Annotated in this window: 37 protein-coding genes and 2 tRNA genes; 33 read left to right on the forward strand and 6 right to left on the reverse strand. The window is 64.7% G+C overall.

Going from position 1 to position 23,419, the window contains the following annotated elements; genetic code table 11:
• Nucleotide 1 precedes the first annotated feature (1 nt).
• From ROP_RS19770 to ROP_RS45280, 3 genes are read right to left on the reverse strand one after another with little or no spacing between them, the layout of a single operon-like run.
• Nucleotides 2–793 carry a VOC family protein gene (locus ROP_RS19770; RefSeq protein WP_012691182.1) on the reverse strand — a complete coding sequence of 264 codons (792 nt, stop codon included), beginning with the start codon at nucleotides 791–793 and terminating at the stop codon, nucleotides 2–4.
• Nucleotides 794–817: 24 nt separating this feature from the next.
• Nucleotides 818–1,801 (reverse strand): TIGR03086 family metal-binding protein, encoded by a 984-nt coding sequence (locus ROP_RS19775; RefSeq protein ID WP_012691183.1) that lies wholly within the window; start codon nucleotides 1,799–1,801, stop codon nucleotides 818–820.
• Entirely contained in the window at nucleotides 1,801–2,115 is a 315-nt protein-coding gene (locus ROP_RS45280; RefSeq protein ID WP_012691184.1) for an ArsR/SmtB family transcription factor, read from the reverse strand. The genes ROP_RS19775 and ROP_RS45280 overlap by 1 nt, the downstream gene beginning before the upstream one ends.
• A gap of 95 nt (nucleotides 2,116–2,210) precedes the next feature.
• Between ROP_RS45280 and ROP_RS19785 the strand changes: the two genes are divergently transcribed.
• Entirely contained in the window at nucleotides 2,211–2,843 is a 633-nt protein-coding gene (locus ROP_RS19785) for a maleylpyruvate isomerase family mycothiol-dependent enzyme (RefSeq protein WP_012691185.1), read from the forward strand.
• A gap of 145 nt (nucleotides 2,844–2,988) precedes the next feature.
• A complete protein-coding gene (locus tag ROP_RS19790; protein WP_012691186.1) occupies nucleotides 2,989–3,990 on the forward strand; it encodes an alpha/beta hydrolase in 1,002 nt (333 codons plus the stop codon).
• Nucleotides 3,991–3,996: 6 nt separating this feature from the next.
• On the opposite strand, the gene hisC is transcribed toward ROP_RS19790, so the two are convergent.
• Nucleotides 3,997–5,073 carry a histidinol-phosphate transaminase gene (gene hisC / locus ROP_RS19795; protein ID WP_012691187.1) on the reverse strand — a complete coding sequence of 359 codons (1,077 nt, stop codon included), beginning with the start codon at nucleotides 5,071–5,073 and terminating at the stop codon, nucleotides 3,997–3,999.
• A gap of 61 nt (nucleotides 5,074–5,134) precedes the next feature.
• Here hisC and ROP_RS19800 point away from each other — a divergent pair, with 61 nt between their 5' ends.
• The 3 genes from ROP_RS19800 (at nucleotide 5,135) to ROP_RS19810 (ending at nucleotide 6,169) form a co-directional block, all read left to right on the forward strand.
• The gene (locus ROP_RS19800; RefSeq protein ID WP_012691188.1) at nucleotides 5,135–5,857 is read left to right on the forward strand and encodes a dienelactone hydrolase family protein; all 723 of its coding nucleotides are present in this window, start codon (nucleotides 5,135–5,137) and stop codon (nucleotides 5,855–5,857) included.
• A gap of 99 nt (nucleotides 5,858–5,956) precedes the next feature.
• Nucleotides 5,957–6,048 (forward strand) — tRNA-Ser (locus ROP_RS19805).
• 45 nt (nucleotides 6,049–6,093) lie between these two features.
• Nucleotides 6,094–6,169, forward strand: a tRNA-Arg gene (locus tag ROP_RS19810).
• Here the strand turns inward: ROP_RS19810 and ROP_RS41365 are convergent.
• Nucleotides 6,132–6,452, reverse strand: a complete 321-nt coding sequence (locus ROP_RS41365) for a helix-turn-helix domain-containing protein (RefSeq protein ID WP_012691189.1) — start codon at nucleotides 6,450–6,452, stop codon at nucleotides 6,132–6,134. The genes ROP_RS19810 and ROP_RS41365 overlap by 38 nt on opposite strands.
• Before the next feature lie 134 nt (nucleotides 6,453–6,586).
• Here ROP_RS41365 and ROP_RS45285 point away from each other — a divergent pair, with 134 nt between their 5' ends.
• The 10 genes from ROP_RS45285 to ROP_RS19855 all read left to right on the forward strand — a co-directional run bounded on the left by ROP_RS45285 (nucleotide 6,587) and on the right by ROP_RS19855 (nucleotide 11,234).
• A complete protein-coding gene (locus ROP_RS45285; RefSeq protein WP_080512504.1) occupies nucleotides 6,587–6,817 on the forward strand; it encodes a helix-turn-helix domain-containing protein in 231 nt (76 codons plus the stop codon).
• Between the two features lie 68 nt (nucleotides 6,818–6,885).
• On the forward strand, nucleotides 6,886–7,686 hold the full coding sequence (locus ROP_RS40485; RefSeq protein WP_012691191.1) for a phage antirepressor: 801 nt from the start codon (nucleotides 6,886–6,888) through the stop codon (nucleotides 7,684–7,686).
• Nucleotides 7,683–8,228 carry a hypothetical protein gene (locus ROP_RS19820; protein ID WP_012691192.1) on the forward strand — a complete coding sequence of 182 codons (546 nt, stop codon included), beginning with the start codon at nucleotides 7,683–7,685 and terminating at the stop codon, nucleotides 8,226–8,228. The genes ROP_RS40485 and ROP_RS19820 overlap by 4 nt, the downstream gene beginning before the upstream one ends.
• Nucleotides 8,229–8,347: 119 nt before the next feature.
• Nucleotides 8,348–8,659, forward strand: a complete 312-nt coding sequence (locus tag ROP_RS19825) for a hypothetical protein (RefSeq protein WP_012691193.1) — start codon at nucleotides 8,348–8,350, stop codon at nucleotides 8,657–8,659.
• Nucleotides 8,649–8,837, forward strand: coding sequence for a hypothetical protein (locus ROP_RS19830; protein ID WP_012691194.1), 189 nt, complete (start codon nucleotides 8,649–8,651; stop codon nucleotides 8,835–8,837). Before ROP_RS19825 ends, ROP_RS19830 begins: the two co-directional genes overlap by 11 nt.
• Nucleotides 8,830–9,066, forward strand: coding sequence for a hypothetical protein (locus ROP_RS19835; RefSeq protein ID WP_012691195.1), 237 nt, complete (start codon nucleotides 8,830–8,832; stop codon nucleotides 9,064–9,066). The genes ROP_RS19830 and ROP_RS19835 overlap by 8 nt, the downstream gene beginning before the upstream one ends.
• Before the next feature lie 257 nt (nucleotides 9,067–9,323).
• Entirely contained in the window at nucleotides 9,324–10,046 is a 723-nt protein-coding gene (locus tag ROP_RS40490) for a WhiB family transcriptional regulator (RefSeq protein ID WP_012691197.1), read from the forward strand.
• A 38-nt stretch (nucleotides 10,047–10,084) separates the two neighbouring features.
• Nucleotides 10,085–10,372 (forward strand): hypothetical protein, encoded by a 288-nt coding sequence (locus ROP_RS19845; protein ID WP_012691198.1) that lies wholly within the window; start codon nucleotides 10,085–10,087, stop codon nucleotides 10,370–10,372.
• Entirely contained in the window at nucleotides 10,369–10,659 is a 291-nt protein-coding gene (locus ROP_RS19850; protein WP_012691199.1) for a hypothetical protein, read from the forward strand. Before ROP_RS19845 ends, ROP_RS19850 begins: the two co-directional genes overlap by 4 nt.
• Entirely contained in the window at nucleotides 10,656–11,234 is a 579-nt protein-coding gene (locus ROP_RS19855) for a hypothetical protein (RefSeq protein WP_012691200.1), read from the forward strand. Before ROP_RS19850 ends, ROP_RS19855 begins: the two co-directional genes overlap by 4 nt.
• Before the next feature lie 5 nt (nucleotides 11,235–11,239).
• Here ROP_RS19855 and ROP_RS43215 read toward each other — a convergent pair whose 3' ends face one another.
• The gene (locus tag ROP_RS43215; RefSeq protein ID WP_158306513.1) at nucleotides 11,240–11,383 is read right to left on the reverse strand and encodes a hypothetical protein; all 144 of its coding nucleotides are present in this window, start codon (nucleotides 11,381–11,383) and stop codon (nucleotides 11,240–11,242) included.
• Here ROP_RS43215 and ROP_RS19860 point away from each other — a divergent pair.
• The 18 genes from ROP_RS19860 to ROP_RS19945 all read left to right on the forward strand — a co-directional run bounded on the left by ROP_RS19860 (nucleotide 11,382) and on the right by ROP_RS19945 (nucleotide 23,410).
• Nucleotides 11,382–12,149: a hypothetical protein gene (locus ROP_RS19860; protein WP_043825015.1), complete on the forward strand. Its 768-nt coding sequence runs from the start codon at nucleotides 11,382–11,384 to the stop codon at nucleotides 12,147–12,149. The two genes, ROP_RS43215 and ROP_RS19860, sit on opposite strands and share 2 nt — an antisense overlap.
• Nucleotides 12,146–12,433, forward strand: a complete 288-nt coding sequence (locus ROP_RS19865) for a hypothetical protein (RefSeq protein WP_012691202.1) — start codon at nucleotides 12,146–12,148, stop codon at nucleotides 12,431–12,433. The genes ROP_RS19860 and ROP_RS19865 overlap by 4 nt, the downstream gene beginning before the upstream one ends.
• Nucleotides 12,434–12,504: 71 nt before the next feature.
• Complete coding sequence (locus ROP_RS40495; protein WP_012691203.1) at nucleotides 12,505–13,299, forward strand: hypothetical protein; 795 nt, start codon at nucleotides 12,505–12,507, stop codon at nucleotides 13,297–13,299.
• An 83-nt stretch (nucleotides 13,300–13,382) separates the two neighbouring features.
• Nucleotides 13,383–13,550: a hypothetical protein gene (locus ROP_RS43220; protein ID WP_012691204.1), complete on the forward strand. Its 168-nt coding sequence runs from the start codon at nucleotides 13,383–13,385 to the stop codon at nucleotides 13,548–13,550.
• 4 nt (nucleotides 13,551–13,554) lie between these two features.
• Nucleotides 13,555–13,752, forward strand: coding sequence for a hypothetical protein (locus ROP_RS19875; protein ID WP_012691205.1), 198 nt, complete (start codon nucleotides 13,555–13,557; stop codon nucleotides 13,750–13,752).
• Nucleotides 13,749–13,964 (forward strand): hypothetical protein, encoded by a 216-nt coding sequence (locus ROP_RS19880; RefSeq protein WP_012691206.1) that lies wholly within the window; start codon nucleotides 13,749–13,751, stop codon nucleotides 13,962–13,964. The genes ROP_RS19875 and ROP_RS19880 overlap by 4 nt, the downstream gene beginning before the upstream one ends.
• Nucleotides 13,961–14,278: a hypothetical protein gene (locus tag ROP_RS19885; RefSeq protein ID WP_012691207.1), complete on the forward strand. Its 318-nt coding sequence runs from the start codon at nucleotides 13,961–13,963 to the stop codon at nucleotides 14,276–14,278. The genes ROP_RS19880 and ROP_RS19885 overlap by 4 nt, the downstream gene beginning before the upstream one ends.
• Before the next feature lie 5 nt (nucleotides 14,279–14,283).
• Nucleotides 14,284–16,995 (forward strand): bifunctional DNA primase/polymerase, encoded by a 2,712-nt coding sequence (locus tag ROP_RS40500; RefSeq protein WP_148222497.1) that lies wholly within the window; start codon nucleotides 14,284–14,286, stop codon nucleotides 16,993–16,995.
• Between the two features lie 372 nt (nucleotides 16,996–17,367).
• Complete coding sequence (locus ROP_RS19900; protein WP_012691209.1) at nucleotides 17,368–17,577, forward strand: hypothetical protein; 210 nt, start codon at nucleotides 17,368–17,370, stop codon at nucleotides 17,575–17,577.
• Entirely contained in the window at nucleotides 17,577–17,918 is a 342-nt protein-coding gene (locus tag ROP_RS40505) for a hypothetical protein (RefSeq protein WP_012691210.1), read from the forward strand. Before ROP_RS19900 ends, ROP_RS40505 begins: the two co-directional genes overlap by 1 nt.
• A gap of 14 nt (nucleotides 17,919–17,932) precedes the next feature.
• Complete coding sequence (locus ROP_RS19905; RefSeq protein WP_012691211.1) at nucleotides 17,933–18,301, forward strand: hypothetical protein; 369 nt, start codon at nucleotides 17,933–17,935, stop codon at nucleotides 18,299–18,301.
• A 2-nt stretch (nucleotides 18,302–18,303) separates the two neighbouring features.
• The gene (locus tag ROP_RS19910; RefSeq protein WP_012691212.1) at nucleotides 18,304–19,137 is read left to right on the forward strand and encodes a hypothetical protein; all 834 of its coding nucleotides are present in this window, start codon (nucleotides 18,304–18,306) and stop codon (nucleotides 19,135–19,137) included.
• Between the two features lie 47 nt (nucleotides 19,138–19,184).
• Nucleotides 19,185–19,937: a hypothetical protein gene (locus ROP_RS19915; RefSeq protein ID WP_043825022.1), complete on the forward strand. Its 753-nt coding sequence runs from the start codon at nucleotides 19,185–19,187 to the stop codon at nucleotides 19,935–19,937.
• Nucleotides 19,934–20,134: a hypothetical protein gene (locus ROP_RS19920; RefSeq protein WP_012691214.1), complete on the forward strand. Its 201-nt coding sequence runs from the start codon at nucleotides 19,934–19,936 to the stop codon at nucleotides 20,132–20,134. The genes ROP_RS19915 and ROP_RS19920 overlap by 4 nt, the downstream gene beginning before the upstream one ends.
• A gap of 696 nt (nucleotides 20,135–20,830) precedes the next feature.
• Nucleotides 20,831–21,136, forward strand: coding sequence for an HNH endonuclease (locus tag ROP_RS45290; RefSeq protein WP_012691215.1), 306 nt, complete (start codon nucleotides 20,831–20,833; stop codon nucleotides 21,134–21,136).
• Between the two features lie 189 nt (nucleotides 21,137–21,325).
• Complete coding sequence (locus ROP_RS43225) at nucleotides 21,326–21,607, forward strand: hypothetical protein (protein ID WP_158306514.1); 282 nt, start codon at nucleotides 21,326–21,328, stop codon at nucleotides 21,605–21,607.
• A complete protein-coding gene (locus tag ROP_RS40510) occupies nucleotides 21,604–22,020 on the forward strand; it encodes a hypothetical protein (protein ID WP_012691216.1) in 417 nt (138 codons plus the stop codon). Before ROP_RS43225 ends, ROP_RS40510 begins: the two co-directional genes overlap by 4 nt.
• Nucleotides 21,956–23,410 (forward strand): hypothetical protein, encoded by a 1,455-nt coding sequence (locus tag ROP_RS19945; RefSeq protein WP_063721423.1) that lies wholly within the window; start codon nucleotides 21,956–21,958, stop codon nucleotides 23,408–23,410. The genes ROP_RS40510 and ROP_RS19945 overlap by 65 nt, the downstream gene beginning before the upstream one ends.
• Nucleotides 23,411–23,419: the final 9 nt, after the last annotated feature.

The following is a 23,419-nucleotide window of genomic DNA, read 5'->3' on the forward strand; positions in this document are numbered from 1 at the left end:
GCTACTGATCCTGACGTTCCTCGGGCGTCATGATGCTGAACGTCGCGCCCTGCGGGTCGGCGACACCGGCGATGCGACCGACGGTGGGGATGTCCATCGCCTCTTCGACGATGGTGCCGCCGAGTGCCACGACCTTCGCGGCGCTGGCGTCGACGTCGTCGACGGCGAAGTAGACGCGCCAGTGGTTCGGCGTGCCGGGCGTCATCGGCTGACCGCATCCACCGACCTGATCGTCGCCCACCTCCAGCAGGTGGTACGTGTGGTCCGGTCCCATGGGCATCATCGACGACGTGATCCCGAAGACGCTGTCGTAGAACGCGAGTGCCTTTTCGACGTCGCCGGTGTTCAGTTCGTTCCAGAGGCACGCGCCGGTGTCGCCGACAAGTGAGGCGCCGATGTGCTTGTTCGCCTGCCACAGTCCGACGGCCGCCCCGGTGGGGTCGGTGACGAAGGTCATGCGTCCCGCTTCCCCCACGTCGAACGCCGGCATCAGCACCTGGCCGCCGGCTCCGGGGACCTTCGCGACGGTCGCGTCGACGTCGTCGACCGCGATGTAGGTGTTCCAATTCGCGGGCGCACCGGCGGCGGCCGCGTCGGGTTGCAGTGGTGCGATGGCGGCGACGTTCTCGCCGCGCACCGTGGCCATCGAGTAGACGGGCCCCTCGGGCATCGGCCGGTCGTCGTACTCCCAGCCGAGCAGCTCCGCATAGAACTTCTTGGCCGCGTCCTGATCGCTGGTTTGGAGGTCTACCCAGCTCGGTGTTCCCTGGGCGTATTCCGACTTCGTGGGCATGACTGGACCTTTCCGTGTGAGGTGTCAGGCCGCCGGGACGGGGTGGCGGCCGGTGTAGGCGATGAGCCGGGTCACCGCATCGCTGGTGTGCGGGGCGGGGACGGGGTCGTCGAATCCGACGGCCTTCCTGCCTTCGGGCGTGATGATCTTGTGTGTCAGTGCCAGCACGTATTCGGCGAGCGGTTCGGATACGGCCACCTCGGCTCCGGTCGCTGCCGCGAAATCCCAGGCGTGAACAAGGAATTCGATGGAGAGGATCCCGGTGGCGACAGTGGCGGGGATGTCGTTCGGTCCGATCGTCACGGTGCCGTCGAGGCCGCGACTCCGCCACGCCTCGAGCGCGGGCTGGGCGAGGTCGGCGATTCTGGCCTCGACGGGTTTACCGGGGTCGTCGTCGAACGTCGCGCCCGCCGCGCCGCCGAGAGCCGTGATCGAGCCGGCGAGATGATCGGCGAGCTGCGAGACGGTGAACTCGGTGCACGCCGTCTGCCGGGACATGTCGTCCGCCGTGACGCCGCGCAGAACGCGTTGCACGATCGCCAATGTCGCCTCGGCGCTGGACAGTTCGTCGAGCGGGTCCGGTGCGGCCGCCCAGTCGTCGGGTCCGGCGTCGCTGGTCTGCGCGGCGCCGACGAGCCGGTCGAGGTAATGGTTCCAGCCCTCCGCGTGGCGGGCGGCCTGTTCGGTGTTCAGACCGTCGTGCACGAGGCGCACCTCGGTGCCTCCGGCGGCCGGGGTGAGAGTAACCGTCACGGTGGACGATCCCGGTGGGAGTTCCTCGTCGCCTTCCCAGCCCCACGTGAACACCACCCGCTTGCCGGGCACGACCTCCCGGAAGGTACCCGCCGCCGAGTGCCCGGGAACGACGGTCCACCGGTACTCGCCCCCGGCCTGCAGATCGACGCGGGCGGCGACGGTCTGCCACCGCCGCAAACGGTCCGGTCTGGTGACGAGATCGAACGTGGCGTCCGGGTCCAGCGGGACGACGACGGTCTTGTCGAATGGCATCAGCTGTCTCCTTTGGATCCTGCTTCGTCGGTGGCGTCCGCGACGAGGCGGTCGAGTTCGTCGATCCAGAAGGCGTCGAACAACGTACGGAGCTGTGCGAGTCCCTGAGGATCGAGCCGGTAGTACCTGAAGCGTCCGTCCTTGCGTGCCGTGACCAGCCCGGCCTCGGTGAGCACCCGGAGATGTTGCGAGATCGCCGACCGGCTCGCAGGGAAGTGTGCGGCGAGATTGTTGACGGTCTGTTCACCTGCGGTCAGCAGTTGCATGAGGCGTCTCCGGGTGGGCTCAGCTGCGACTTCCAACTGATCGAGCACGATCAATACGTTAGTCGTGACTAACGCGTTGTGCAATGGGTCTCGCCGCCGACGTCCCGAGGTGGGAGAATTCGTAGCGACGAGGGAGTGAAAAAATGGCAACGTCAAGCCCCTGGCCCACGATTCACCGAGAACGCCGCGCCCTGGTGGACGACCTCGAACCGCTGACCGACACTCAGTGGTCGACGCCGTCGCTCTGCGAGCGGTGGACAGTGCGGGACGTGTTCGCGCACATGACGGCGACGGAGAAGATGACGCCGCCGAAGTTCGTCGGAAAGCTCGTCGGGTCGGGATTCCGGATCAACACCATGTTCGAGAAGGACATCGCACACGAGGAGGAAGGAACACCCGCGCAGTCGCTCGACGAATTCCGGGCGCACATGGCCGATTCCACCCACCCACCGGGCCCGATCGACGCCATGCTGGGCGAGATGATCGTCCACGGTGAGGACATCCGCCGGCCGCTCGGCATCGCACACGAGTATCCGATGGACGCCGTCGTCCGCGTCGCCGACTTCTACAAGAATTCGAACCTGCTGATCGGATCGAAGTCGCGGGTGGCCGGACTGACGCTGCGGGCCACCGACACCGATTGGACCACCGGATCGGGACCGGAGGTCTCCGGCCCGATGCTGGCGCTCGTGCTGGCGATGACGGGTCGCCGCGCCGCGCTCGACGAACTCAGCGGAGACGGTCTGGACCAGTTGAAGTCAGCCCTGCCCAAGTAGAGCAATCACACAGCGAACCGTGGTGACTACAACGTGATCACGGCGGAGCACACAGCTGTCACAAAACCTCTAAGCTCTTGTTGACCGGACGCATTTTGTACTGTGCAATCGGGGTCCACACAGTCCGGGGAAGAGGGTTTTCTTTATGCGTCGCGAAGCAATGGCTGCTGTCGGTCTGGCAGTGTCACTGACCCTTCTGGGGCCGGCGTTCACTGCTGTGGCCGATCCGGCGCCCGCTCCGGTCGCGCCCCAGGGCAACGGCGTCGCGAGCGTCGACAGGATCGTTCCGCTCACCGACACCCGTAGCGCCGTCTTCATCAATTCCCCCGCCATGGGCCGGGTGGTGCAGGTGCAGGTCCTGCATCCCGCCGGGGGTGGGTCGCGGCCGTCGCTGTATCTGCTGGACGGCGTCAGCGCCGGCGCCGAGTCGAACTTCCAGGAGAGCACCTGGACGCAGAAGACGGACGTCGTCCAGTTCTTCGCCGACAAGAAGGTCAACGTGGTGCTCCCGGTGGGTGGCACCGCCAGCTACTACACCGACTGGCTGCACCCCGACCCCACGCTTGGGGTCAACAAGTGGGAGACGTTCCTGGCCAACGAACTCCCGCCGATCATCGACCGAAACTTCAGCGGGAACGGCGTCAACGCCGTCGCGGGTGTGTCGATGGGCGCGATGGGCGCCGCCAATCTCATCACCCGGCACCCGCAGCTCTACCGCGGACTCGCGGCCTACAGCGGATGCCTCGACAACTCGAACCCCAGCTCGCGTGACTCGGTCCGCGGCACGGTGGCGTTCAAGGGCGGAAACCCGGCCAACATGTGGGGGCCTGACACCGACCCCGCCTGGACCGCTCACGATCCGTCGGTGAACGCCGAAGCGCTGCGCGGCAAGCAGATCTACATCTCCACCGGCAACGGCCTTCCCGGACCGTACGAGATCAGCGGAGACATCGCGTCGACGATCGCGGTGGGTGGTCCTCTCGAGGCGGCGGCGAACCTGTGCACGCAGACGTTCCAGCAGCGGATGTCTCAGCTCGCGATCCCGGCGACGTTCGTCTACCGGAACGTCGGCACGCATTCGTGGCCGTACTGGCAGGACGAACTGCGCACGTCGTGGCCGGTGCTGAAGAGCGCACTCGGCGTCTGACGGGCGCTACGCGCGGACTGCGACGTTCGCGATCGAGCGCGCCTCGGTGCTCGTCGCGAACGCGAGGAACGCGTCGTTCTCCTCGGGATCACCGATCGTGATCCGCACTCCGTCGTCGCCGTACGGGCGCAGCAGGACACCGGCCTCGGCGCTGGCCGCACCGAACGCCCCGGAGCGGCTGCCCAGCGGGAGGTAGACGAAGTTGGCGTCGGATTCGGGCACCTCGTACCCGGCGGCGAGCAGGGCGTCGCGCACCCGGTTGCGCTCGGCGACGACGCCGTCCGTGCGTGCCAGCAGTTCTCCCGACGCGGCCAGCGACGCGATGGCGGCGGCCTGCGCGACGGCATTGACCGTGAACGCGATGTGGACCTTGCTCAGCGCGGCGACGATCGCCGCATCGGCGATCGCATATCCCACGCGGAGGCCCGCCAGGCCGTAGGCCTTGGAGAACGTGCGCAGCACCACCACGTTCGGGTACCGGCGGAACAGGTCGAGGCCGTCGGTGCCCGACCGGTTGTACTCGAAGTAGGCCTCGTCGAGGGCCACGACCACGCGGTCGGGCACGGCGTCGAGGAACCGCTCGAGTTCGCTCGTGCTCAGGGCGGGCCCTGTCGGATTGTTGGGGGTGCAGACGAAGATCAGCCGCGTGCGGTCGGTGACGGCGGCCGCCATCGCATCGAGGTCGTGCCGGTAGTCGGCGGTGAGGGGCACCGTGACCGGAACCGCGCCCGCCACCCTGGTGACCACCGGATAGGCCTCGAAGGAGCGCCAGGCGAACATGACCTCGTCGCCGTCGTTGCAGGTGGCGTGGACGAGTTCCTGGCACAGGCTCACCGACCCGGCTCCGACGGCGACGTTCGCGGTGGCCACCCCGAAGTGGTCGGCGATGGCCGCGATCAGGGCGACGTGACCGTTGTCGGGGTAGCGGTTGGCGTTGGCGGCGGCGTCCGCGATGGCGTCCCGGACACTCGGCAGCGGGCCCAGCGTCGTTTCGTTGCTGGCCAGCTTGATCGCACCGGGATAGCTCTTGCCGGGAACGTAGGCCGTAATCGTGTCGAGGTCTGTCCTGGTTCGCGGAGTCACCAGGCGATTATGCGCCTCCCGATCCACTGCGCCGACGCCCCCTTCGTGCCAAGGTAGGGACATGTCGGGATTCTTCAGGGACAGTGCAGCCCTGCGGACGTCCGGAGACGCGCCCGTAGACCCGCAGAGGCGTGTTCCGCTCACCGCGGTGGAACCGGACGGTCCGGCGCGGGGCGGGATCGTCATTCTGCACGAGTCGCGCACCTTCAGTGATGCCCTCCTCGATCTGATGCGGTCGCTGGCGATGGAGGGGTGGGTGACGGTAGCGCCGCACCTCTTCCACCGGGAACCGGCCGGCAGCGACGCCGAGGTGTTCGGCGACGCTCTCTTCGCCGACTTCGACGCCACTTTCGACTGGCTGATCGCGCGCGGGATCTACGCCGACTGCGTGGGGGTGCTGGGTTTCGACGACGCCGGGTCGGCCGCCCTGCTCGTCGCCACGACGCGTCCCGTCGGCGCCGCCGTGAGTGTCGCCGCCCGCGGGATCGTCGAACCGCTGTCGGAAGACGCGCCTGCGCTGGTGCACGCGGCGCCCGGGCTGAAGGCGCCGTGGCTCGGTCTGTACGGGGAGGACGATCCGTCCACGCCGCCAGATCAGGTCGAGATGCTGCGCGACGCCACCGCCAAGTCCGACGTCGCGGGACTCGTCGTGAGTTATGCCGGGCTCGCGCACCGGGCCGACGAACCGCCCCAGGTGCCCGACCGGGACGACGACCCGGGTGCCGAGGCCATCGTCGACGCGCAGCGGCGGATCTTCGACTGGTTCGACAGCAACCTGCGTTAGAGCGGCCATTCCTACGCGCTGACCAGCCGTTTTGCCTTTGTGGTGGAAAGGTGTGTAATCTTTCGCACCGGCGGTCCGAAGGGATCGGAACCACCCCAGGGAGGCGTGCCAGAGCGGCCGAATGGGACTCACTGCTAATGAGTTGTCCCTTTTACGAGGGACCGGAGGTTCAAATCCTCTCGCCTCCGCCACACCGGGCCTAGTCGGCCGGTGCAAGATAGACAACTGAAGAACATGCGCCCGTAGCTCAACGGATAGAGCACTTGACTACGGATCAAGAGGTTAGGGGTTCGAATCCCTTCGGGCGCACCACACCACCCCCGTCAGGTCCTCCCTGGCGGGGGTTTTGTTTTCCCGTCACCAGGTACTCGAAGTCGATACCTGTCGCCTGGCAGATGGAATCGAGCTCGTTCAGCGTGAACTCGGTCTTACCGAGGGTCCGCCGAGACATAGCTGCCTGAGTCATGCCGATCGCGCGCGCGATCTCTGAGGCGCTCAATCGCAACTCTGCGATCTTGCCTCGCAAACGTCGAGCCACTGCGTCGTTCAGCGACTCGCCACGGTCTCCGTCGATCGAATTCAGTGCTGTGCTCATGCGGAAACGCTAACACGCTGAGCGTGTACATGCCAGCGTGCACGCGTATCAGCTTCATATGCAGCGTGTTCACGACACGCCGAGCGTGAATCACACGCTTGCAAGTTACGCGCTGAGCGACTACAAATTCACTCGTGACCAAATCAACCACTGAGCGCGTAACCACAAACGTCCGCGCAGAGCTAGCCCGGAGAGGCCTCACGCAGCGCGATCTGGCACAAGCCCTCGACATCACCCAGCAGGCGGCATCGCGCCGAATGCTCGGCCGAGTCCAGTTCAGCGTCGAGGACCTCGGGAAGGTAGCCGACCTCCTCGGTATCGCGCCAGAACACCTGCTCGCTGATCACAGCACAGCGGCCGCATGAGAAAGACCGCCAGGTGTCCCACCACCCGACGGTCTATTCGATCCATACCCCTCGAAAGGAAGAATCTGATGACCGATCCTACGGCATCCGGCATTCTCGACCTCCTCACTTATGAGGATGGGAACCAGTTCCGCGTCTTCGGGTCCATCGATACGCCGCAGTTCGCACTCGCAGATGTGTGCACCATCCTCGAGATCCGCAACTCGCGTGACGCGGTCGGCCGGCTCGATCGAAAGGATGTCGGTAGTACCGACACCCTCACGGCGGGTGGTCGACAGCAGATCACCGTCGTCAATGAGTCCGGTCTCTACGAACTGATCTTCCAGAGCCGCAAGCCGGAGGCGAAGCGGTTCCGCCGATGGATCACGACAGAGGTTCTGCCGTCAATCAGGCGCACGGGTAGCTACGGGGTACCCACTCTGGATCTGTCGTCACTGGGGCCGACTGAGCGGGCATTCCTCGCGCAGATGAACCAGGGCCTTCAGTTGGCTCTCGACTCCGCCGAGAAGAACCAGCGCAAGGCTGATGCATTCGACACCTTCCTCAACGGGAAGGGCTGCTACCTGATCGACACCGTGGCCAATCTGATCGGGGCGAAGCACCGCGCGCTGTGGTCCCTGCTGTACGACGAGCGGGTTCTGATCTCGAAGGGGTCACGTCGTCGGCAGCCGTACGCGAACACAAAGTTCGACGGCTGGTTCTCGGTGAAGACGCACGACCAGGAGAAGACGAACGGTCACGCGTCGCACACGACCTATGTCACCCCGTTCGGTGCCGAGCAGATCCGACTGCTCGCGATCGACAAGGGCCTGATCGAACCGCAGCTGATGTCCATACCCGCGCCGAGCACAAAGGAACTGTACGCATGAGCACTGACGCCAACACCCCCATCGTCCCCGCGGCCTACGCCGACGTGACGTACGGCGAGTACGCCGACAACGTCCAGCACACCGCGAAACCTAATGCGGCACTGCTGAATACGGTCCTCGCGCACATCAAAGCGAACCCCGACGAGTGGTACCAGGGTGACTGGCGCGCCCCGCGCACCTACCTGTACAACGACGCTGACGGCAGCGATTCGCCCTGCGGTACGGCGATGTGCTTCGCGGGCTGGACAGTCGAACTGACCGGAGGGAAGTTCGCACACCCCGCCGACTCATCCGGCTACGCCGAAGGAGTGTTCACCGGGTCGGTCGACGACTACGGCACCGGGCACTTCGACGACACCGCCGAGAACGCGCATGTTGTGGAGACCGACGAAGGCCTGGTGCATGTCGAGCAGTACGCGATGAAGGCCCTGGGGTTGGGCATCGCGGACGCCCGACTGCTGTTCCACGGCAGCAACACCCTCGAGGACCTGCACCGCCGCGTCGACTACCTCGTCGCGCGGGCCGAAGGTCGCACCCCATGACCCGTCTGCTCGGTGCCGTGATCACCGCATGGGAACTCGCATCGTTCGCGCAGATGTGGGTTGCAGGGGAACTGCTCGACACCCTCGAACTCCGCTAACACACAACAGGAGTCAGACCAGTGAATCTGAACGACCCGAAGACAGTCCACGAATTCGACCAGATCAGCAGCGCCCCCGTCGTGTGGCGCATCAGCGTCACCGAAGCCGGCCACGCATTCGAGATGGGTGAAGGGTTCGCCCACCCCCTCCCCGGCAAAGAGCAACTGCACACCATCGGACTGTTGCAGTCCATCGCCCACGTGGCGAACGACATCATGCAGCAGATCAGCTTCGACGCACTGAAGCAGTCGATCACCGAAGACGACGACATCGACCTTCCCCCCGCCGTCCGTGACGCACTGTTCCCGAAGGGCAGCGACGATGCCCACTAACCCGACGCGCACCACGTGGGCGCAGTACATCGCGGCCGAAGCGCATGCCGACGCCACCGAGCATCAGTACCGGCAGAGCCCGACCAACTTCAACGCGAAGCGATGGTCGGCGGCGGTCGAACGGTTGGCTGCGATCCGAACGATTCTGATCATGACAGGACAAATGTCACATGACTGACGACCAGGCACCGAAGAAGGTCAGCGTCGACATGCCCCCGGCACTGGCCGACGCCCTGCGCTACGCAGCCGTGGTGGTCGTGGCAGGCGACGACCCCGACCGACCCGACAAGGTGCGGCTGAAGATCTTCGGCGGCAACGGGCGCAGCGTCTGCGATCTCGCCGCAGCCCAACTGTTGCGTGAGGCAGCCGACGACCTCGAGCGCATGCACCGCGAGCGCAAGGGGTGACGACATGGGTGCGATCAACATCCCGGACTCGATCTTCACGTGCACACAGTGCGCGCTGAACCCCGACGACAACACACAGATCCTTTACTGCTCAGGAGATTACAACCATGGCCGCGACCACTACTGGTGTGACGACGCTGACGAGATTCGGTATTCGTGGCGCGAAGACGGGCGGGTCAGAAGGGAATACCGACGATGATGCGAACCTTACGTCTCGCCTGGTGGACGTTGCAGGGTGTGGTCAGGATGTGGCGACGATGACCGAAATCGGGTACGGCGCACACCAAGCACTGGCATCGTTCATCGCGGACCGGGAACAGCCGGTCGACGAAGACGACCGCGATCCCAACTGGAAGCTGCGCGCCGCGTGCGCAGGGAACCGGCAGCCTGACATCTTCTTCCCGAAGCGCAACGCCGGCCGCGAGAACCCCACCCGGGATGCGTCGATCACGAAGGCACGCAAGTTCTGCAACCACTGCCCGGTGCGACGTGAGTGCGCGCAGTCCGCGTTGGACAACAAAGAGTATTACGGGGTGTGGGCGGGGGTGTACCTGTCTGGTACCCGCACCGGCCCGTTGATGCATCAGCTGAAACTGTGTGCGGCGGACGCCAACTACCGGCCGAAGCGGGACACCCCGCAGAAGCCGAAGAAGGTGATCGAACAGGAACTGTCCGATCGTCGGGTGAAGGTGCAGGAACTGATCAACGACGGCTATTCCGTTGCCGCTGTGGCCGCGAAGGTTGGTGCGTCGGTGCGGTCGGTGATGCGCGACTGCAAGGTGTTGCAGCAGTCGGGGAAGTTGATCAAGGACCGCCGCACGTATGGGCAGGCATCGAAGGAGCCGGGTCGGATCGTGCAGGAACTGATCCGCAAGGGGCATTCGAATCATGAGATCGCCGCCCGGACGGGGTTCACGCAACGCATGGTGCGTGCCCACCGTGAGCGTGTGAATCGCGAGAACACCGCACAGGCTTCGTAACCCATCAGCACACCAACACATCACAGGAGATACACAGGATGACTGAACTGTCCGAAGCTGGCCGCGCGCATTACGAACTGTGGAAGTGGGCGCGCGCAGAGCAGGCACGACTGAAGACCATCGAGACGAATGCCCGGGCCGCCCTGGAAACGGAGATCGGCGGGGATGCCGAAGCGGTCGTCGACGGTGCACCCGTCATCAGCTGGACCCCGGTGAAGTCGTCGAAGTTCGACCAGTCGGCGTTCGCGAAGGATCACCCCGATCTGTTCGAACAGTACAAGCGCACCAGTGAATCCCGACCGTTCAAGGAAGTGAAGCAGTCATGAGCATCACCCCGCCGTTGCAGAACCTCGACGACAAGTACAGTGCCGACGCTTTGGATTCGGCGGCCGGACTTCTCGCTGACTTCGGGTTGTCGCGCACCGCGCAGGAACTGCTGCGCACGTGGGCGAAGGATCGCCGCGACCGTGAAGCGAAGCGTCAGCATGCCGTGGACCGGGTCGCGAAGTTCCTGTCCGACACCGACGTGCAGGGGCCGGCTTACCCCGACCGCACTGGCATCGCGCAGGCTCTGCTGGCGATCCTCGAAGACGAAGGGTGGAAGCAGTCATGACCGACAACGTCGAAGCGTTGCAGCGTCACCTGGATGGGGCGAAGTCCATCCGCACCTGGTTGATCAGCGAACGCGACAAACTGGGGGTGTATCCGGCCAGCCGCGGGGCGAGTATCCGCAGCGAACTGTCGAAGCTGGATCACATCGTCGAGCGTCTCGAGCGCGAACTGAAGCAGGCGCGTAAGCAGGCTGACGATGAAGCGCGGGTGGTGGAACTGGCGATGCAGTTGACGTACGTGCGGCACACCGCAGTACCGGGGGCATCGCCTTACACTCTCGAACAGTTCTGGCAGGGCCGTACCCCAGGGCAGAAGCAGTCGTGGATCAGGGTTGCTGAAACTGCGATCGATCTGATCGGCAATGAAGCGAAGCAGCAGATCGCCGTCGACGGCAACCCCATCACCCTGTCTCGCATCGGGCACGTCGGTCGAGTTGTCACCGACGCCGACGTGCGACTCGGCACCGGGGACCCCCGCACGAAGAACGTCGACCCGAATCGCCGCATTCAGACACTCGGCGAAGCAGCGTCGAAGGCGATCGACAGTTGGGATCAGATGGGCGGCAACCCGTGGTGAATCAATCAGGCGGCCGATTGGTGAGCGGCAGCGGCAAGGTCGAAATCATCATTCACCCGTACCCCGACCACCAGCACGGGCAGGTTATGTCCGAGGTCAACGAACTCGCAGACGTGTTGCGAGAACTGTTTAACGAGGGGGGTGACCATGACTGATCAGGCTGCGTTCCTGGACCTCGAAGGACTGCCGGCCGTCGAACTGCTGGCGGACCTGAAGGAAGTGATCCTGCACGCCTATCACACCACCCCCCGGCACATGCAGGTGGAGATCGGGCCGTCGGAGTACGGGCAGGAATGCGCACGCAAACTGGCGTTCCAGCTGATGCAGGCACCCGGGGTGCCGAAGGGTGACCCGCTGCCGTCGATCGTGGGCACCGCGACGCACACCTGGTTGCAGGCGGCGATCGAGAAGTGGAACGCACACATCGGCCGGGTTCGGTACATCCCCGAAGCGCGGGTCACCGCGCACCCCGGCCCCGGCGGCACCGGATCCTGCGACGTGTTCGACTTCGACACCGGCACCGTCATCGACTGGAAACTCCCCGGCACCACCAGGTTCAGCTACTACAAACGGAAGGGACCATCCACGCAGTACCGGGTGCAGGCCCACACCTACGGGCGCGGGTACGCCAACCTCGGGTTCGACGTGAAGCGGGTGGCGATCTGTTTCCTGCCCCGCGGTGGGATGTTGTCGAACGCGCACCTGTGGTCCGAACCCTATGACCCGCAGATCCCGGTCACAGCTGAACGGCGCATGAACAGCATCGTCGAAATCTGCGACGAACTCAGATTGGACCAGCACCCGGACCGGTTCCGGATGATCGCGCCCACGCCGGGTGATGACTGCACATTCTGCCCGTGGTTTCACCCGAACCCGACTACCTACAACCAGTGTGAAGGGAACGCAAAGTCGTGAAACGCATTGCACTGCATAGCTCAACGCCCCGGATCGTGAAGATCATCACCGATGAATTCGAAGCACGGGGCACCACCATCGACGTGTTCAGTGACAGGTCTGACGACCCAGTAAGAGCCGACCTGGTGCTGTCGACGGCGGCAACAAACAGCGTCACCGAATGGCTGGCGGCACGACTCGGGTGCTACGTGGCGGTACTCCCCGAAGCCCTTGACTACGTCCGGTCGATGCTCGACAAGCAGGGAACCCTGGTGCTTGTCGGATCAGATCGCGGCAAGGCGTGACATTCATAGACTCCCGGCACGTGCCGGATCAGGAAAACCCAAGCAGCACAGCAACAAAGGAGCACAGCAACATGACGGACCAGGCATCATTCCTGTTCGGCGGCAGCGTCCCGGCAGCATTCCAGAAGGACGACCCGATCGGCACCCGCCGCGGCGGTGTCGTCTCGATGGACCCCGAAATCAAGCAGCAGACGGACTTCGACACCGACGAACCGTTGACGTGGAAGGACGGGTCGCCGCGCATGCAGATGATCGTCACCGTCCAGACCGATCTGCGTGACCCCGCCAACCCCGATGATGACGGGCAGCGCCGCTTCTACGTCCGCGGGAAGCAGCAGTACGCGCTGGCGGCCGCGCTGAAGGCGGTGGGTGCGAACAAGGTGGAGCAGGGTGGGGAACTGTACTTCACGTTCACGGGGGAAGAACCGAACGCGAAGAACCCGCGGCTGAACCCGACGAAGCTGTATTCGGCGGAGTACGTGAAGCCGAACCCGCAGGCGCAGTTCCTGTCGGCCGCCGGCGACCAGATCGCGCAGGGGTTCCAGCCGCAGCAGTTCGCGCAGGGTGGGGTCGTTCAGCAGCAGTGGCCGGCAGGGGGCGGCGGGTACCAGCAGGCACCCCCGCAGCAGTACCCGCAGGCGCAGCAGATCCCGCAGGGATACGGCGGACAGGGTGCACCCGGTAACAGCGGATACCAGCTGCCCCCGCAGCAGCAGGCACCCCCGGTCCAGCAGCAGCAGGCTCCCATCCAGCCGCCGTCCCAGCAGCAGGCACCGAACCCGGCCGCCGGGTTCGACACCTCCAACCTGCCGCCCGAAGCGCTCGCACTGTTGCAGAACATGCAGCAGAACAACGCGCAGCAGTAGCCGCTGACTCTCCTGCACCGGCACCACTGCCGGTGCAGGGGGGTGAACGACTTCCCCCGGCAACAACATCAGAAGGGCAGCACATGCACCACAAGGTTTCGATCGAACGCATCCCCGCCGCCGACCAGTACGGCATGGAGTTCGACATCGAGCGACCGCACCCGGACGCGATCCTCGCAGACAGCACCCGCACATCGAAGGGGATCACCCTCACCTGGCTGATCCCCGACACCGACGCACAGGAGAACTAACACCGTGAACAGTTGGGAAGCAATGACATACGACGAGCAGCGCGCACTGCTCGGTCTGCCCGACGTGCGCTGGTACGTGGCGACGCAGTCACTGAAGCGGGGCATGACGGAAATCAAGGCCGCGTTCGAGCGGGTCGCCGAAGCGATCGCCCCCGCAGTGCGGGCGTTCAACGAGGCAGTGGAGGGGTTGGAAATCAAGTGAAGACATTGACCGTGGTGAAGATCGGCAACACCGTACCCGCCGAAGGACCGTTTCAGATCAGCTTGAACCCCGGACACATCACCGCGATCGTCGAAGGTATTCCCCACAACGGTGACCCCTGCACCGTGATCTGGTTGACCGGGCAGTCGATCGCGATCACCGTCGTCGGCGAATTCGCTGACATCGACCAGGATTGGATGGACGCGCTGTGACCACCACGAAAGAACTGAAAGCGCTGCGGGCACTCGACCAGGCTCGCGAAAAGCAGCAGGTGGAGAAGAACCTATTCACCGCGTACGCCGTCACGACCACCGGGCTGTTCGCCGCCACCATCGCCGGGATAGCGCTGACCTGGTGGGTGCACGTCGGATTCAGCGGGGTGATCATCGTCGCCGGAATCCTGTGCGTCATCACGTTCATCATGACGACGATCCAGTACGGCGAGAACTACGCCGACGCACGCAAGGCAGTGCGCACCGCGGGGTACGACTACGAAGACGCGATCATCGCGGCACAGGAGAACTGACCGTGATGCCCGAACCCGACGACACACCGAGAGCATCCCCGTACGCCGACGGTGCGACCGAACTGTGGAACGCAGGGTGGCGCGGTGTGCTCCCCACCAAACGACCCGGCACGAAATGGCCTATCCCCGAGGGCTACACAGGGTACGAAGGGGTGTACCCGTCATACGCCGACCTCATGGCGTGGACCGAAGACAAACCCGCATCGAACATCGCACTGCGCATGCCGAAGAACATCATCGGCATCGATGTCGACGCCTATGACAAGAAGCAGGGCGCGGTCACGTTCGCCCGGGCGCTCGAGTTGTGGGGACCGTTGCCCGACACCTGGATCAGCACATCCCGGAACGACGGTGTCAGCGGCATCCGGTTCTTCACCATCCCCGAAGGCACCGCGCTGCGCACCATCATCGAACTCGACGGCACCAAAGACATCGAGATCGTGCAGTACTTCCACCGCTATGCGATCGTCGCCCCCTCGGTGCACCCCCTCACCTCGAGCACCTACAGGTGGGTGATGCCCGACGGGACTGATGCACCCGAAACGGTGGTCCCCGAACCCCACGAACTGCCCACCCTTCCCGACCGCTGGTTGACCGCCCTCGAGGCACCGATCGTTGACACCCTGCAACCCGTCGACGTACAAGCAGCACTGCGGGACATGCCCGGTGGGCAAATGGATCTGCGCGTCACCGACCGACTCGGGCACGCACTCGCAGACCTGCAAGCCGGGGCAGGCAGCAGGCATGACACCACCAACCAACACGTGCTCGCGCTGCTCCGCCTCGCCGAGCAGGAATGCGCAGGGGTGCCGGCCGCGCTGCAAACCTTGCGGGAAGCGTTCGCGTTCGTCGTCATCCAGGACGGCAGCCGGCACAGCATCGACGACGCACGCAACGAATTCGACCGCATGGTCACCGGCACCCGCGGGCACGCCTTGATCGCCGCCACCCCCACGATCTCACTCGAGGTGCTGGCCGGTCTGGCACCGACACCGAAGGACACCACATGCTCCACGAGCACTGCTGGCACGGCACTGGATGCTGCGGGTGCGGCACCGCACGACCCGACGACGGCACCCGTTGCACCGAACCCCACACCGGGGGGTTCCACGCCTGGTTCGACATCCACGACCCCACCGACGGCAGCATCATCGGGCGCGGCTGCCTCGCCTGCGGACACCAGGAACAGTGCGCACCCCGACCCAACCCCCGATGCGCCCACCCCGACCGCAACCGACGGCGCATCATCTTCGACGGCGAACACATCGGCGACCGGTGCACCGACTGCGGGGGTGTCTGCTGAATGTCCTGTCACCCCTGCTGCTGGCACGAACACAGCAACAGCATCGGCATCACCTTCTGCGCAGTCACCGACCGCTGCTGCCGCTGCGACGACAAACGCACCATCCACGGGCACCTACACGACTTCAGCAGAAGCAGGGTCTGCGCCTGCGGCACCCTCGACCGACGGGGATGACGCCGCATGGAAAGCGGACTGCGACTGGTTCTGGACCACCCGCCCATCCCTCGCCGCGGTGAAGACGTGGGCGGCGGCCCGCATGTGCTCCCCCTGGTCCGTGCTCGGGGTCATCATGTGCCGCGCGCTGACCACCATCCCGCCCTGGATCACCCTGCCACCGATCATCGGGGGGCGGGGTTCCCTGAACTTCTTCGTCGCCCTGGTCGGCAACAGCGGCGGCGGCAAAGGCACCAGCGAATCCTGCGCAGCTGACGCACTGCCGTGTGATTGCTACATCGCACCCGAAGGATCCGGGGAAGGGTTGGCGCACCTGTTCATCCGCAGGGTGGGGAAGAACCCCGACGACATCGAACGGGTCCGCAACGGGGCGATGCTGTCCATCGCAGAAGTCGACACCCTCGCATCGATCGGGGGGCGCACCGGATCCACGATCATGCCGAAACTGCGCAACGCGTTCAGTGGGGAAGAAATCGGGTTCTCCTACGCCGACGCATCGAAACGGCTGCTGGTCGGGAAACACAACTACCGACTGACCGTCAGCCTCGGGGTGCAGCCCGAACGGGCCGGCGCGTTGCTGTCCGATGCGGGCGGCGGCACACCGCAGCGGTTCCTGTGGCTGCCCACCAACGACCCCGACATCAGCAGGGTTCGACCCACCGAACCGCCGCCACTGAAAATCCCCGAAGGCGGCACCGTGTGGGGGTCGTACGCGCGCAGCATCGCCGTTCCCGCAGTCGTCGAAGACACCGTGCTCGACGCCCACGTGCGGCGCTCGCAGGGGCACGGGGATGCGTTGGACGGGCACGCGCTGTTCGTGCGGGAGAAAGCTGCTGTGGCGCTGGCACTGCTCGACGGGCGGACCGACGTGAACGACAACGACTGGACGCTGACGGGAATCCTGATGGACATGTCCGACCGCACCCGCGCATCGGTGTCGACGACGCTGTCGCAGGCGGAAGTGGAAGCAGCGCGGGCGATGGGTCGGCTCGACGGGATGCGACGCGCGGAGTCCGACGACGCGGCCGGGTCGGAACGGGTTCAGCGCATCGGCCGGCGGATCGTGGCGAACCTCGAAAAGTACGGACCCGAGACCCCCGGGTACGCGTACCGGCGCATCGCCTCGAGGGACAGGGACTACGTCGAAGAAGCGATGCAGATTCAGGTTGCGGCGGGGGTGGTGGTGCTCGAAGCGGGGGTGCTGCGGTTGCCCAATCAGTCACTGCCCCCGACGGAGTGAGGACAAATGTCCACACATGTCCACAGCAGCAGGCGGGGTGTGGACATGTGTGGACAGAAGTACACAGGTGGTACGGGCGTACCAAAAGTGGGAGCAGCCGCGAAGTGTGGACATCTGTGTACGTGTGGACATGCCGAACCGCGAAAAATGGGTCAATTCGGTAAGGGTCCCCTAAAACGAAAATAATCCCCAATAAGCATTACTGCTGGTTAAAAAGATGAATAGATAAACTAACTATATTGACTTCCCCCTGTGCGAGTTTCCACACCGAACCGGGGTGTGGACATGTCCACAGATGTCCACACCACCCCGAAATGTCCACACCGATGTCCACACAGGCACGAAGCCCCAGACCGAAGGGACACCACTGCCATGCCCGAACACCAGAAGCGACCCGCCAAGTGGGGCGAAGTGCGCGACCGGTTGATCGCCGTCTGCGAAGACGCACAGCAGCAACGCGCCACCGCAACCACCCACACCCCGTGCTGTAGCTCCCACCGGGTCGACATGAACTGCGAGACCTACCGCCGCACCCACTTCGTCGAAGTCGGCCCGTGCTGCGCCGCCTGGACCGACGACTGATGTCGCGCTGGCCCGCGCACCTCCAAGAAACCGCACCCAAGAAAACGCGTTGCCGGCGATGCGGCACCGACATCTGGACAGCGCTGCACCAGTGCTTCGACCTCGCGCTGGACCCCATACCGCTCGCGCAACTCGGAGAACTCGCCGCGCTACTCACCGGGGCACGCACCTACCACCGCGTCAACGACCACCTCTACCGACGCAACACCGTCAGCATCGCCAACAACCCCAACCCCCACCACGGCACCATCCACCGAACCCACCACTGCCAACCCCCACCACCCGAAGAGCAGCGCAACACCCGCGACCGCCACACCCCCCAAGACACCTGCCCGTACTGACCGAAGGACACCACATGGCACGCAACCGAGCATCAGCAAAAGCAGCAGGCTCGCGCTTCGAACGACTCATCGCAGACGGACTCGCCCTGGCACTCGGCGACGACCGCATCGACCGCCGCGTCAAAACCGGGGCGAAGGACCGGGGCGACATCGCAGGCGTTCGCATTCACGGCCAGCGCCTCGTAATCGAATGCAAGGACTGCGCCACCACGTCCCTGCCCCAATGGACACGTGAAGCGCAACTGGAAGCCGGGAACGATGACGCACTGGCCGGTGTCGTCGTCGCGAAACGGCGCGGAACCACAGACCCCCTCGACCAGTGGGTGCACATGACCGTGCGGGACCTGGTCGCGCTCATCACCGGACAGACGCAGGAACGATGAACATGACACACCTGACCCCACCGGGACAGCGCGCAATCGACCGATACTGCACCGGCTGCGGCCGCGACTGCCCCTGCGAACCAGGCTCGAGCGAACTCGACGAACCCGCCGTCATCATTGACCCCGTCGTCGACGACCCCTGCACCGTCTGCGGTGCCACCGACGTGCTGTGCGAACACACCCGCATCGGCCGCACGATCCGACCCGCCTGCGCGAACAGTGAATACTGCATCGCCCCCGCCGGCGACCACCACAACGACTGCCCGTCGTTGGCGTACCAGCGACCGAAGTCCATCGGCACCATTCACGACGGACTGATCGACACAGGGGTGCCGATCAGGCTCGAAGTCGACCCCAACGCGCGCTGGTCACTGTCCGCGAAGGGCGACGACAAAGGGCACCGGATCACCATCAACCCCACCCTGACAATCGCCGCCGACTACCCGCCGGTGATCGTCAGACGCTGGCTGCCCGGTGACCGACCAGTCATCCTCCACAAGACACACAGGACGGGATTGCGCCGACCGACCGAACGCGAAGGCACCATGGCGCACATGCGGCAGTTGTCACGCGACCTCGCAGCGAAGACGGCGGTACCCCGACAGTTCATCGATCGACCCCTGTCACAGACAGCGTCAGCGATCCTCGATCAGATGCGGCAGGCGCGCGAAGCACAGGCATCAATGTGGCAGCTGCCCGACGACCCCATGATCGACGCATCGGCATGGACGAACACCCCCCCGCCGCAACCGCGTATCCCATCCGAACTGTGCTGGCGCTGCTCGCAGGTGATCAACCCCTACGCCCTTCACCGTTGCGATGGGAGCATGCTGTGAAGTGCCTATGCTGCAACGCAATCGCATACGCTCCCTACCTGATCTGCATGCACTGCGTCAAAGTGCTCCGCGACAAACTGAACCTCACAGCCGAACTCGCCACCGACCTACAAATCACCGTCACCCGCCAAGACAAACGACCCGACGACAACCAGGGCGGCGGTGCACCAACAGGCGAAAAACCCCTAGTCTTCAACGCCGAAGCATCCGAAGTCGCCTGGATCATGACCCACACCCTCGAATACTGGACATTCCGGGCCGCCATGAACCCCACCGAAATGCGGCAACTACTCACCGCCGACGACGCACTACGCGCACGCTGGCTGTCCCGATCCGTACTACTCATCGCACGACTCGAAGACGCCGACGACGCATACGACGAACTCGTCACCCTCACCGAACTCACCCTGCGCGCCGTCGACATCCACACCCGCCGATACCTCGGCCCCTGCATGGCCATGTACCCCGACGACGGCGGATTCTGCACCCGCGACCTATACGCCACCGGCGACCAAGTCACCGTCACCTGCCCCGCATGCACCGCACTCACCGACGTAGACACCCGCCGGCGAACCAACCAGCAACGCATGCGCGCAGTCCTGTACACAGCCGCGCAACTCGAAGCAGCGTTGGGGGAGTTGTACGGCATCAAAGTCCGGGCAACCAGGATCCGTGTATGGGCATCGCGCGACCCCTCACTGATCCGGGGACAGAACCGCCGCGGCGACAACGTCTTCAGGTTGGGCGACATCCTCGACAAGTACCTCGCGCACAGCATCGAGCGGAGCACGGCAGCATGAATGAGACACAGCAGGAAGCCGACGACGAACAGGCATACGAACTGATCTACGACCAGGGCAAGGCTGCCTTCTGGGACGGCAAAGGCGTCTGGTGTCACGATCATCACGACGGATCGTTCGAACAGAGACTCTGGCTGGACGGATGGACCGAAGCCAAGCGGCAGCATGACACCCGAGCACAACGAACCAGGAACTGAAACCGATCGGACCTAGGCTGCGAGCCGTAGGCAGATTTCAGCGCCCCCGATACGGTGATGTTCTCACTGGTCCATCACCGACAAGGGCTGGCAGCGCATCAGCCACACCGCGAACGCACCGACGCACAAGCATCACGGGCTGTGTGTCGGTGCGTACGCCCATATCTGTAGGTAGCGGTGCGTCAACGGGTCAACTGCAAGACTCCTGTACCCGAAGCTGACAACCCGACGTGGCCAGTACGACCACCGACGGGCACGACCCGAACTGCAAGCGGTGAGCCGCACGCTGCGCACCACTACCCACAACCCCCACCCAACCAGTGAAGCAGGTGCGCCATGGTCGACCCCATCACCGCAGTCGTACACATCACCGGCCACGTACTCATACGACTCGGCATGGCAGCACTCGGCACTGACCAGGCAGACACCACCACAGCAGCACCAGTGACCGTGCAACACAACCACGTACACCACCACTACGAAACAACCCCGGCGCCAACAACACTGCGGGGGCGTGTGTGGGGTAAGGGGTCAATGCCGTGACCCCCATCGAAGCACGCATCACCGAAACCCTGACGCGAGTACGCGCCGCACGTGAACACGCCGAACACACCGGGTTAGACACAGACCTCATGGTCGAACGCAGGCTGTCAGTCCTGCTCGACAGGCAACTGGACCAGTGGAAGGTAGCGACCTATGCCACCACGTGGACGGGGCAGAGAAGGCAGACCATATCGAAGGGCACGCGAACGGGTTCGCAGGACTAGCAACATCTGCTGGATCTGCGGCGACATCATCGACCCCGACGTTGCATGGCCAGACCCCAAGTCGTTCAGCGTCGACCACGTCGAACCAGTCAGCCGGCTCGAAGCCAACGACCCCAAGCTGCTCGACCCCACCAACCTGCGGCCGGCCCACCTCGGGTGCAACAGTCGGCGAGGCAACGGCACCAACGCCCACGCACTCCCCAAGGTCAGGCACAGTCGCAACTGGTTCGCCTGAACACGCAGGCGAACACGGTGACACACAGGTCCGACCAGGGTGCAAACCCCCAAGGGTGGGGGGTGCCCCCCACGCCGCCACAGCGGTACACCAACCGCCAAAGCGCCCGCTCTCTCCCCAGCACATCGCAGGGGCGAAGTCAACCCCTGAACTGCATCAATTCAATGAACTTGACGGGTGGTGGTTGCTGTGAACGCATTTGAGATCGCCGCCCTGGTGGTCGGCGGGTTGGTCGGCGTCGGTGCGGTGTTGGCCGGCCGGTGGGCGGATCGCCGTGCCGAGCGCGCGGGGAAACGTTTACGGCGCGGCGGCCCCACACCGAGGTACCCTGCGGACCTGTATCCGGGCTGCCCGTGCGGCGAGTGCCTGACTGCGGTCGGCGGCGAGTGGCGCATGTGGCTGTGCCCGGAGTGCGGTAGCAAGCGCTGCCCGGGCGCGATCCACCACGATCGACACGGCGAGCAGCGATGACTGACCTGTCCCCGAAGCTGCTCGAGCCGGCCGGCCTACTCGCCCGCGGCAAGGCGATGTGGCAGGCGCTGACCGACACGTACGAACTCGACGCCGCGACCGCCGTGCTGGCCGCTGAAGCGTGCCGCATCGCGGACCGCCTCGAGCGCATGAACGGCATTCTGCGCGGCCGCTCGAAGGAATGGATCACGTTCGAAGCGAAGGAAGACGGCAGCGGCATCGACGTGATCGTCGACAACGCGCTGTCCGAAGCGCGGCAACAGCAGCTGGCTTTGAACCAGATCCTGAAGACATTGGGCGTCGGCAAGTTGGACACCCCCCGGCAGCAGAAGGGCGGGGGATTGATCAATGAACTCGCCGAACGGGCTGCTGCTCGAGAAGCCGCAGCTAGGCTCGCAGAAACCGCGACTTGAGAACTTCCCCCCGTTCTTCACCACACTCGGTGAAGACGCGTGCGACCTATCCGCCGCTGCCGGTTTGGATTTGGACGAATGGCAGCAGCATGTCCTGATCCAGTCGTTGGGTCGGCGCAAGGATTCGAAGTGGTCGTCGTTCGAAGTCGCGCTGCTGGTTCCCCGGCAGAACGGTAAAGGCGCGGTCATCGAAGCGCGTGAACTGGCCGGGCTGTTCCTGATCGGGGAACAGACGCTGCTGCACAGCGCGCACGAATTCAAGACAGCCAAGGAAGCGTATCTGCGGATCAAGCAGCTGATCGAGCAGACACCGGAACTGAACGATCTGACGAAGCAGTTCCGCTTCAGCAACGAAGATGTGTCGGTCGAACTGCACCCGAAGAAGGGTCGGTCGGTCGGTGCCCGTCTGAAGTTCGTCGCCCGGTCGAAGGGGTCGGGCCGCGGTTTCTCCGGGGATCTGAACATCCTCGACGAAGCGTACGAACTGCCTGATGAGGCGCTGGCCGCGCTGATGCCGACGATGTCGGCGCGGGACAACCCGCAGCTTTGGTACACGTCGTCGGCCCCGCTGCCGCACAGCGCTGTGTTGCGGCGTGTGCAGGAACGTGGTCGGCAGGGCGGCCGCCGGCTGGCGTACTTCGAATGGTCGGCACCTGATGATGCTGACCTGGACGATCACGAAGCGTGGCGTTTGGCGAACCCCGGGTACGGGATCCGCATCGACGACGAGTTCATCGAGTCCGAACGCGAAGCGATGACCGACGGCGACTTTGCCCGTGAACGGTTGGGTATCGCTGATGTTGGCCGGCGGGATGCGCCGATCGGTGCGGTGTTGTGGAAGGACTGCGGCGATGTGATGTCGACGGTCCCCGACGGCAACCAGGTTGCGTTGGGGTTGGCGGTGTCTTTGGATCGCACGCAGGTGTCGTTGGCGGTGGCCGGCAGGAACGCTGACGGGCTGTTGCATGTGGAACTGCTCGAGACACGGACGGGCACCGATTGGTTGTACGACATGGCGATGTCGGCGTACCGGGGGTCGGATGCGATGGGTATCGGGTTGGATCCGTCGACGCCGGCGGGTGGTCTGATGCCGAAGTTCCGTGAGGCTGAGGCGGTCACGGTGATGATGTCGGCACGGGAAGTGTGTGCTGCTGCTGGTCTGGTCTATGACGAGACGCACGCAGATAGGTTGCGGCACACAGGGAATCAGCCCGCTTTGAATGCGGCTGTTGCTGGTGCCACGAAGCGCAACATCGGTTCGTCGTGGGGTTGGGGTCGGGTCGACACTTCGGTCGATATCACCCCGCTCGAGGCGATTTCAAATGCTGCCTACGCGTTCATGACGCTGTCGGGAAAACAGCCCAAGCAGCGAACAGGGAAGGTGTGGTGACATGCTAAG

This window comes from Rhodococcus opacus B4 (assembly GCF_000010805.1).
Lineage (GTDB): Bacteria > Actinomycetota > Actinomycetes > Mycobacteriales > Mycobacteriaceae > Rhodococcus_F > Rhodococcus_F opacus_C.